Origin of the sequence: Altibacter sp. (genome assembly GCF_019913785.1) — a bacterium.
Taxonomy (GTDB): Bacteria; Bacteroidota; Bacteroidia; order Flavobacteriales; family Flavobacteriaceae; genus Altibacter.
In genome coordinates, this window is the sequence record NZ_JAIOHK010000055.1 from 261,406 (window position 1) to 270,645 (window position 9,240).

Annotated in this window: 11 protein-coding genes; all 11 read right to left on the reverse strand. The window is 40.6% G+C overall.

The annotated features are described in order from the left end of the window. Window positions 1-41 precede the first annotated feature (41 nt). Entirely contained in the window at window positions 42-563 is a 522-nt protein-coding gene (locus K8F54_RS09385; protein ID WP_290789953.1) for a hypothetical protein, read from the reverse strand. Between the two features lie 104 nt (window positions 564-667). Then, entirely contained in the window at window positions 668-1,531 is an 864-nt protein-coding gene (atpG, locus tag K8F54_RS09390; protein WP_290789955.1) for an ATP synthase F1 subunit gamma, read from the reverse strand. 88 nt (window positions 1,532-1,619) lie between these two features. After that, window positions 1,620-3,200: a F0F1 ATP synthase subunit alpha gene (gene atpA, locus K8F54_RS09395; RefSeq protein ID WP_290789957.1), complete on the reverse strand. Its 1,581-nt coding sequence runs from the start codon at window positions 3,198-3,200 to the stop codon at window positions 1,620-1,622. 48 nt (window positions 3,201-3,248) lie between these two features. Beyond that, complete coding sequence (gene atpH, locus K8F54_RS09400; RefSeq protein WP_290789959.1) at window positions 3,249-3,791, reverse strand: ATP synthase F1 subunit delta; 543 nt, start codon at window positions 3,789-3,791, stop codon at window positions 3,249-3,251. Window positions 3,792-3,798: 7 nt separating this feature from the next. Beyond that, on the reverse strand, window positions 3,799-4,293 hold the full coding sequence (locus tag K8F54_RS09405; RefSeq protein WP_290789961.1) for a F0F1 ATP synthase subunit B: 495 nt from the start codon (window positions 4,291-4,293) through the stop codon (window positions 3,799-3,801). Between the two features lie 75 nt (window positions 4,294-4,368). Continuing rightward, window positions 4,369-4,608: an ATP synthase F0 subunit C gene (gene atpE / locus K8F54_RS09410; RefSeq protein ID WP_100802676.1), complete on the reverse strand. Its 240-nt coding sequence runs from the start codon at window positions 4,606-4,608 to the stop codon at window positions 4,369-4,371. A gap of 22 nt (window positions 4,609-4,630) precedes the next feature. Next, the gene (atpB, locus tag K8F54_RS09415) at window positions 4,631-5,731 is read right to left on the reverse strand and encodes a F0F1 ATP synthase subunit A (protein ID WP_290789964.1); all 1,101 of its coding nucleotides are present in this window, start codon (window positions 5,729-5,731) and stop codon (window positions 4,631-4,633) included. Between the two features lie 69 nt (window positions 5,732-5,800). Beyond that, complete coding sequence (locus K8F54_RS09420) at window positions 5,801-6,196, reverse strand: hypothetical protein (protein ID WP_290789967.1); 396 nt, start codon at window positions 6,194-6,196, stop codon at window positions 5,801-5,803. Beyond that, window positions 6,189-6,440, reverse strand: a complete 252-nt coding sequence (locus K8F54_RS09425) for an AtpZ/AtpI family protein (RefSeq protein WP_290789970.1) — start codon at window positions 6,438-6,440, stop codon at window positions 6,189-6,191. Before K8F54_RS09425 ends, K8F54_RS09420 begins: the two co-directional genes overlap by 8 nt. Next, a complete protein-coding gene (locus tag K8F54_RS09430) occupies window positions 6,391-6,870 on the reverse strand; it encodes a polymer-forming cytoskeletal protein (RefSeq protein WP_290789973.1) in 480 nt (159 codons plus the stop codon). The genes K8F54_RS09425 and K8F54_RS09430 overlap by 50 nt, the downstream gene beginning before the upstream one ends. A 6-nt stretch (window positions 6,871-6,876) precedes the next feature. After that, the coding region (locus tag K8F54_RS09435) for a hypothetical protein (protein WP_290789975.1) at window positions 6,877-9,240 on the reverse strand (2,364 nt) is incomplete at its 5' end.

The window sequence follows — 9,240 nt, forward strand, 5'->3', positions numbered from 1 at the left end:
AGGTAAAAGTATTGAAATTCCAGTTGTTTATCACCTAACTGTCAATTCTTATCGTTAGGGTTAGACTGCGGGTATGCCAACATGGGTTTTCTTTCCATATTGGAGATTTTATAATAGTTTATTTTTCCATGGTATACATAGCTAACCACAGCATCACTGTCGTTTAACATGAACGGGGATTTTACAGGAGGCGTGTTTTGTGCTTCCTTTGTAGCATCGGCATCCATGATGATGTCTGTAACGGTTTCATTCATAAATGATGCTACATATTGGTTTCGATGCTGCGGCGTATTTTGTGCCTTTATTATTTTATTTCTGAAGTAGATATCCTTCACGACGACACCAGCTTCTAAATCGGTAAATGTAATATGCACATGTGTGCCGGAACCCCCTTCTTTGACACCGGCTACCCAATCTTGATAGAAAACTTCTCCTAATATAAAGGGTGGATTCTCCACCAATGTAGGTTGCGAATTATTCATTTTCGCATTTCCGCAGTTGGAAAAACTAAAGAGAATTAATGACATTCCAATAAGTCCCATACTCAGTTTAAGTTGTTTCATGATAGCCGTTTTTTTAGATGGTTACAAAACCCTTGCCATAAAGATACAAAAAAGCCTTCTGTCTTGTTCAGAAGGCTTTTTCGCACTAAGTAGGTCACTTATTATTATCCGGCAAGCGCTTCGGCTCCTCCAACAATCTCTAAAATCTCGTTGGTAATAGCGGCCTGACGGGCTTTGTTGTATTGTAATTTTAAGGCATCTCTTAACTCGGTTGCATTGTCTGTTGCCTTGTGCATTGCTGTCATACGTGCGCCATGTTCACTGGCCACACTATCACGAAGTGCTTTAAACAATTGTGTTTTTAAACTCTTCGGAATTAATCCTTCGACGATCTCGACCTTTGATGGTTCAAAAAGATAATCGGCATTCGCACTTGTTTCAGTACTTTTTGGCGGAAGAATGGGTAAAAATTGCTCCGTCATTACTAGCTGAGTAGCTGCATTCTTAAAAAGGTTATACACCAACACAATCTTATCATAGCTTCCGTTGGCATAAAGTTCCATCAACTTTTCAGCAATTACCGAGGTAGATTCGAAGCTCAACTCATCGAAAATGCCGTTGTTGTACTCAACAATGGTATGGGTCTTCTTCAGAATGTCATTTCCCTTTTTCCCGAGGGTAACGAAATCCACCTGCTTTCCTGCGTAAGTTTCGGTGGCCAAGGTTTTAGCCTCCTTTATAATGTTACTGTTAAAAGCTCCTGCCAAACCACGGTTCGAAGTAATTGCAACAACCAGTACTTTCTTCACATCTCGTTGTGCAGCATACTTACTTCCGGTATCCCCATCTAAGGAGGCACTCAGATTTTGCAGTAATTCGGTTAACTTTTCAGAATAGGGCCTCATGGCTGTAATGGCGTCTTGTGCCTTCTTCAATTTAGCCGCCGACACCATTTTCATGGCGCTGGTGATCTGCATCGTAGAGCCTACCGAAGCTATTCTGTTACGTATTTCTTTAAGATTTGCCATACCTCTGTTTTGTCATTCCATATTTGATACGGAATCTATTTTAATTGGGCTCAAAAGCTTGAGATTCCCGCATTCACGGGAATGACAATTACTTTTTATATTTTGCAGAAAGATCTGCAGCCACCGCTGTTAAGACATCGATAACTTCGTCGGTCAATTTTCCGGCCTTCAAAGTGTCCAATGTTTCTCTATGCTTGGCATTCAACATTTCTAAATAGTCTCTTTCAAATTCCTTTACTTTCTCTACAGGAACGTTACGCAACAAGTTCTTCGAACCTGCATAAATAATTGCGATCTGGTCTTCAACGGTAAAAGGGTCGTTTTGAGCCTGTTTCAAGATCTCCACATTGCGTTGTCCTTTCGAAATAACATTCATGGTGGCTGCATCAAGATCGGATCCAAACTTGGCGAATGCTTCCAACTCGCGGTATTGTGCCTGATCTAATTTTAGCGTACCCGCTACTTTTTTCATCGATTTAATCTGCGCATTACCTCCAACACGCGATACCGAAATACCTACGTTAATCGCCGGACGAACCCCTGCGTTGAATAAATCTGATTCCAAGAAAATCTGTCCGTCGGTAATCGAAATTACGTTGGTTGGGATATATGCCGAAACGTCTCCCGCCTGAGTTTCAATAATTGGAAGTGCTGTTAATGAACCCCCGCCTTTTACCATTGGTTTAAGGACATCGGGTAAATCGTTCATGTTTTTTGCAATATCGTTATCTGCAATCACTTTCGCCGAACGCTCCAATAATCTTGAGTGAAGGTAGAATACGTCACCCGGATACGCCTCACGTCCCGGTGGACGACGCAATAATAAGGATACTTCACGATAGGCTACCGCTTGTTTTGATAAATCGTCATAAATGATCAAGGCAGGACGTCCCGTATCACGGAAGTATTCGCCAATAGCAGCACCTGCGAAAGGAGCATAAACCTGCATAGGTGCAGGATCTGAAGCATTTGCAGCTACAATCGTAGTATAAGCCATTGCGCCCTTATCTTCCAGTACCTTGGCGATATTCGCTACGGTTGAAGCCTTTTGACCTATGGCAACATAGATACAATAAACAGGTTCCCCTGCATCGTAAAATTCTTTCTGATTCAAAATGGTGTCGATACAAACCGTTGTCTTACCAGTTTGACGGTCACCAATCACCAATTCACGCTGTCCTCTACCAACCGGGATCATCGCGTCGATAGACTTGATACCTGTTTGTAATGGTTCGGTTACCGGCTGACGATAAATTACCCCGGGTGCTTTTCGCTCCAATGGCATTTCATAAGTTTCACCAGTGATAGGACCTTTTCCATCGATGGGCTGTCCCAAGGTGTTTACTACACGACCTGAGATTCCTTCACCAACTTTAAGAGAGGCGATACGTTGCGTACGTTTTACGGTTGCTCCTTCACTAATTTCTTTTGAATGTCCCAACAATACGACCCCTACGTTGTCTTCTTCAAGGTTAAGTACAATTCCTTCAAGGCCATTCGCAAATTCAACTAATTCGCCGTATTGTGCATTTGCAAGTCCATATACACGGGCAATTCCATCCCCTACAGTTAAAACGGTTCCTACTTCATCTAAGGAAGCAGTTGCTTCAAAACCTGTAAGTTGTTGCTTTAAGATTGCTGATACTTCAGCTGGTTTAACTTCTGCCATTTTGATTTATTATGTTTGATGATCCATCGCTACGCTTCGGACCACACGTTATAAACTTTTACTAAATTCTCTTTTTAAATTTCCTAATTGATTTGCAATACTCGCATTGTATTGTAGATCGCCCACTCGAAGGATAAACCCTCCAATGATGGACGTATCAACTATATTTTCTAAGGTAACACTCGTGCTACCGGTCATTTCCTTTACTTTAGTCAGCACCTGCTGTTCCAAGGCTTCGGAAAGCGGTACAGCCGTGGTCACATTTGCCACTTTAATTCCCTTTGCTTCATTGTAGAGGTTGATATAACTCTCTGCCACATCGCCCAATTTTGCCACTCGCTTGTTGTCTACCAATACTTTTATAAGTGATTTGGTTGTTTCCGACTGATTCGAAAAGATAGCCAACAATGCTGCTTTTTTATCTTCAGACTTAATAACCGGGCTTTGAAGTACTATACGTAACTCCTTGCTTCCGGCCAACGTCAAAGCTACCGTTTGCATATCATCAAATACAGCACTTGCTATATTCGATTCGTTAGCTTGTTGTAAAACCGCTTTCGCGTATCGTATCCCTGCTTTGCTTCCGCTCATTGTACCATTAGTTTAATGTGGCTTCGCCCAACATATCCTTCACCAGTTTCAGTTGTTTGTCTTTGTCGGACAATTCAGCTTTCACCACTTTTTCAGCTATTTCTAATGAAAGTGATGCTACTTGGTTTTTTAATTCGGCTATGGCTGCTTTCTTTTCTGTTTCAATAGCAGACTGCGCATTGGTGATCATTTTATCGGCGGCTACTTTTGCCTCATCTTTGGCATCGGCGATCATTTTTGTTTTCATCTCGCGCGCTTCTTTCATCATAGCTTCTCGCTCGGCACGTGCTTCTTTTAAGATTCGCTCGTTGTCGGTAGTAAGGTTTTCCATATCCCTTTTAGCCGCTTCTGCAGAAGCCAATGCTTCTCTAATAGATTGTTCTCTGCTATTAACAGCACCAAGCATCGGTTTCCATGCCACCATTCTCAGTGTTACTAATAAGACAATAAACGATAAAAAGGTCCAAAACAGGAGACCAACATCTGGAGTAACTAAATCCATTTCTTTATATTTTTATAATCTGAATTATTTAAAATCTAAAAAAAGTGGCGCAACCAACCGTTGCGCCTTTCTTTTTTACTTTGCAATAAGTGATACAACCACCGCGAAAAGTGCTACCGCTTCAACGAAAGCGATAAGTACAATTGCAGATCCTTGTATTTTTCCTTGCATTTCTGGCTGACGCGCGATAGCGTCCATTGCAGATCCACCAATTCTACCAATACCAATACCGGCACCGATAGCTGCTAAACCAGCTCCAATTGCTGCAAAAGGAACGTAACTTACTACGTCTTGAACTAATGCTAAACTACTCATAGTTTTAAATATTAAAGATTAATTAATGTTCGTGTTCATGCTCCTCCATTGCTGAGCCAATATATAGGGCCGACAACAAAGTAAAAATATACGCTTGAATAGCTACAACTAATACCTCAATGATACTAATGAACACTGAGAATACGACCGCAGGAATGGCTGCCCATTCAGACTGCGCGATAAATATTAGAGATATTAAACTAAGCACAATAATGTGTCCCGCCGTGATGTTTGCGAACAAACGAATCATAAGCGAAATTGGTTTTATAAAGATCCCCATGAATTCGATGGGGGCTAAAAATATTTTCATAGGTACAGGAAGACCCGGCATCCAAAAGATGTGTTTCCAGTAATCTTTGTTGGCGACAAATGTTGTAATTACAAAGGTGATTATAGCCAAAACCAATGTAAAGGCAATGTTTCCACTGAGGTTTGCACTAAATGGGAAGAAAGGAATCAATCCCATTACGTTATTGATCCAGATAAAGAAGAATAAGGTGAGTAGGAAAGGCAAGAACCTTTTGTAATTCTTTTCACCTATATTAGGTATCGCTACTTCGTCTCTTATGAAAACCACTAGTGGTTCGGTGAATTTTGCAATTCCTTTTGGAACTCCGTTGGCATCGTATTTTCTCGCTGAAAGTCCGAAGATCAATAAAAGTAGCACCATGGAAAGGAACATAGAAAACACCAACTTGGTAATAGAAAAATCAAGTGGTTTTTCAGCTTCGTGATGAACTCCTTCACTAGGCTTTTCGGCAGTGGCACCATGTGGTGCTTCCGAAGCGTAATAAATCTCCTCGTGGTATTTCACAAAACGCTGACCGTTCTTTTCGACTACTACTGTTCCGGTATCGTCATGTTGGAACTCACTGGACATGAATGTTACCAGTCCATTGTTCGTCCAAAGAATTACCGGCAACGGAATTGAAATGGCATGACCGTCCCAATCCATAATATGGAAATCGTGTGCATCCTTAATGTGATGCATGATCATGTCGGTTACATTAAATTCGCTGTCTCCCTCTGGTTCCGGTGAAGCTGCAATAGCTGGGTTAGCTACTAAAATAAAAAACACCCCTAAAATGAGGCTTCTAATCAAGTTAAAATTGGTCGTTTTCAATATAGTGCTTTTGCGTTCCTGAAATTTGGTGCAAATGTACTAATACTAAATGAAATGACAAACCAAAAATTACTTTGTTTGTTGGTTTTTAAAAATTTCGCTGAGGCTGTAAATTTCGAAGGCCAGAAATATAAAATAAGGAATAAAAAAATTAATTACTTCAACTCTTGGTGATACTGCTTTCCCTGCAAATACAGGCAATAAAAAGACAATGGCCAAAACCATTTTTACAATAGTAAGAGTTAAAAATAGGTTGTAAATCTTTTCACTTCCCTTGGCGAGCTTATAATTTACAAACGCATATACGGCAAGAACCAATACCGCGTTGAAAATATAGATGATCCAAAGCGGAAAGTATAGCAGTACTTCAGAAAAAAAAGTGATAAATATATAAAAGTGTACCGCCCATAACAGGCCGGTAAATGCGGCTAATTTTAAAAAGAACTTCAGAACGTCTTTACTCATTATTTCTATTTGAAAAATCGGTCACTTGTTTCACCACAAAGTACATGGCAATTCCTACCGATGCAAGACTGCAAACAATGGTCCATAAAGAATAATCGTTGGGATAGCTTTCATCCAGTTTTACACCACCATAACTTCCCAGACCTATTATGGCAATCATTTGAAAGCCAATTCCGGTGAAGCGCGCATAGTCATTAATTTTGCTGCTCGGTTTTCGCTTTTTGGACTCTTTGGGATCTGTCAAAAGGATGATTTTGTTTTTTTAAGCCTTCGGAAGCTTCGGGATTGGTGGTTGTAGCTTCGGACTTCGGTTTTTTTGATCCTATCATCGAGCAGCTCGCATTAAAGGTTGCCCCAGGTTCTACTGCTAATTTTCCAACTACTACCTCTCCTTCAATATGTGCAGTGGCTCTCAGCGTTAGCGTTCCCGTAACATTTAGGTCGCCTTCAAATTTGCCTTCGATATCTGCATTTTCACATGTGAGGGTCCCTTTTATGATACCCGATTTCCCCAACACTACTTTGGAGGGGGTACTCACGTTTCCGTCAATGATGCCATCAATTCTGAAAAAACCTTCCGATTGGATGTCTCCTTTCAATTTGGTTCCTTCATTAATACGATTTTGTCCTGTGGTTGGTTCTGTCATATTCTTCTCTTTTTTGTCTGAAAACATAGTCGTTTACTTTTGGGGATTACTATTTTTTTCTTCTGCTGAAGCGCTATTTAAATAGTCTTCTAGATTCTTATGAATTTGAACGGTCTTATAATTAGGTGTTGAAATTTCAAAAAACGGCTTCTTGATCTTATACTTTTTATTTTCCTTGAGAATCTCACCAAAACCGCGCCCGCCCAATCTGGTATTCAAGCCATGGACTAGCAACAAGGAAGTTTCGGGGTTGTAATAATCTATGGAAGTGCTCATATTGGTATAGCGATATTCTTCAATGGCCTGATCTAATTTTACTTTTAATGCTTGGGCCGCTTCCGTTTCTTCACTACTAAATTTGTACACTATTTTCCAACTATCGCTTTCGGCATCGGCTACAAATTCCTTGTTCGCCAATTTCGGCAAGACCGAACTAAAAATGGTCTGCGCCTGTTTGCCTTCATCGGCATTGGGATAGTTCAACGAAATGAAATTCAGTGCCTTTTTGTACGCTTCGAAGCCATCGCGACGTGCCAAGGCTGTTGCTTTTAGCATTTCGAGCTTTGGAACAATATCATTTCCGTTGTACAAATTAATGTATTCTTCGCAGGTACTAATTACATAGTCGTACTTACTATTTTCGAACTCCTTATACAGTGCCTTATATTTGAACTCGGGACTCGATTCGTCTGTCGCCAACTGTGAGTTTGGATTGAGCAGGATTTCGGCATATCGAGAACTTGGATGATTCGTGATAATATCGTTCTTATACCGGTCTGCCAAAGTGGTGTTTTCCAACTGACTGTATATCTTGTGTAAGTTATACTTGGTTGGTAAAATAAGTCTTTCTTCGGGATTAAAGGTCAACAGTTTTTCAAGGCGATCTGCGGCCAATCCGTACTCTTTAAATTTTTCCTTATAAATTAAGCCTAATTGGTAATAGGCAAAATTTCGATCTTTGGCAATACTGTCAATTTCCTTCTGGTCGGTAGGGATTCGCGATATATAAGTCTCCGGCTTGTACAATTCACTTTCGGCTATAGGGGCTGCGTCGGCAATAACCTCATCGTCATCACTTATTCCGGTGGTTTGCTTACTGGAACGTCTCCAATTGTCTTCTAATCTTCGGTCTCCCCAAACATTCTTAAATTGTTGTTTTCCGTAGGCAATGGTGGCCGTATTGTAGAAATAAAAAGAACTTGGCCCTCCTTTTTCATCTTTGCCTCCTGCCGGATTTTGCTTTTTGTAAAATTCCTTATTTGCAATGCTCTTTTCCAATTTAACACTGGCAATGGAGTCTTCAATAGCCTTTTCCTTTAAGCGAGTGGTGTATTCGGTAAAATATGCCAATTGCTCTTGCTCGGTCATGCTTGCAAATCGTAAAATACTATCGTTGGTCGTGGCAATGTCTTCGTATTTGATTACATCGTCTAAATTCTCACGCTTCTTTTTTACACGTCGCCATGGGCGTGTATTTACATCTAAAAAGGTAAGGGTGCTATCGTAATATGCCCCTGCGGTTTTATATTCGGCATGGTCAAAATTGATTTCCGCCAAGGTTTGATAATTTACGGCTTGTAGAATTTTATCTTCCCGGAAGGTTTGAATCGACTTGTTATAGTAGATTACCGCTGTATCAATATTCTGAGTGCTTCGATAGTATTCCCCCATCTGATTGTAGATCTTATCTAGGAAAGGGCGATTTTCTCTGTTCTTTTCCAAGTCTTGAAGCAGTAACAATAAGGCAGTGCGATCTTCCTTGTCGTAATTGAAGTTCTTGGCCTTGGCAATATGCGCATTGATCATATAAACACGGGGCGACTTTCTATTTAATGCAATAACCTCATCGAAAGCCATATTGGCACTGTCCTTTTGTTCCAATCTGTTGTACAACTGACCTTTGATATAGGCATAGCGACCTTTTAATTCGTTATCCTTTACATATTCTGAAGCCATTTTAATATACGGAACAGCTTCTTCAATGGAGTCTAGATTGATATAGGCCTGCGCCATAATTGCCGCACCTTCGGCTAATTCTTCATCTTCAAGTGAGGCTTCTTCAAACATCTTCTGCAGATTCTCCAGCGCCACATCTTCGTTGTCTAAGCGAATGTTGGTCTTAGCCTTCCACACTTTGGCACGGTTGATATTGTTGCTGGTAGGGTATTTATTCAGAATAAAATTGAAGGCGTCCAAGGCGGGAATAAAACGCATGTCGTAGTAGCGGGCTTTTCCCAACATCATATAGGCTTCATCTATCTGAGGGTTGTATTCCTTTCCGTCGATATAAATGGCATGTTTCTGAATGGCCTTGGCTGCTTTTTCTTCAGCCCTATTGAAATCGGGGTTTTTAGATTCCTCGGGTAGTGAGATCTCATCCACAATTTCAATGCGTTC

Excerpts from the sequence above, each read along its gene's own strand:
- K8F54_RS09385 (WP_290789953.1), bottom strand. The coding sequence starts at position 563 with ATGAAACAACTTAAACTGAGTATGGGACTTATTGGAATGTCATTAATT.
- atpG (WP_290789955.1), bottom strand. The coding sequence starts at position 1,531 with ATGGCAAATCTTAAAGAAATACGTAACAGAATAGCTTCGGTAGGCTCT.
- atpA (WP_290789957.1), bottom strand. The coding sequence starts at position 3,200 with ATGGCAGAAGTTAAACCAGCTGAAGTATCAGCAATCTTAAAGCAACAA.
- atpH (WP_290789959.1), bottom strand. The coding sequence starts at position 3,791 with ATGAGCGGAAGCAAAGCAGGGATACGATACGCGAAAGCGGTTTTACAA.
- K8F54_RS09405 (WP_290789961.1), bottom strand. The coding sequence starts at position 4,293 with ATGGATTTAGTTACTCCAGATGTTGGTCTCCTGTTTTGGACCTTTTTA.
- atpE (WP_100802676.1), bottom strand. The coding sequence starts at position 4,608 with ATGAGTAGTTTAGCATTAGTTCAAGACGTAGTAAGTTACGTTCCTTTT.
- K8F54_RS09420 (WP_290789967.1), bottom strand. The coding sequence starts at position 6,196 with ATGAGTAAAGACGTTCTGAAGTTCTTTTTAAAATTAGCCGCATTTACC.
- K8F54_RS09430 (WP_290789973.1), bottom strand. The coding sequence starts at position 6,870 with ATGTTTTCAGACAAAAAAGAGAAGAATATGACAGAACCAACCACAGGA.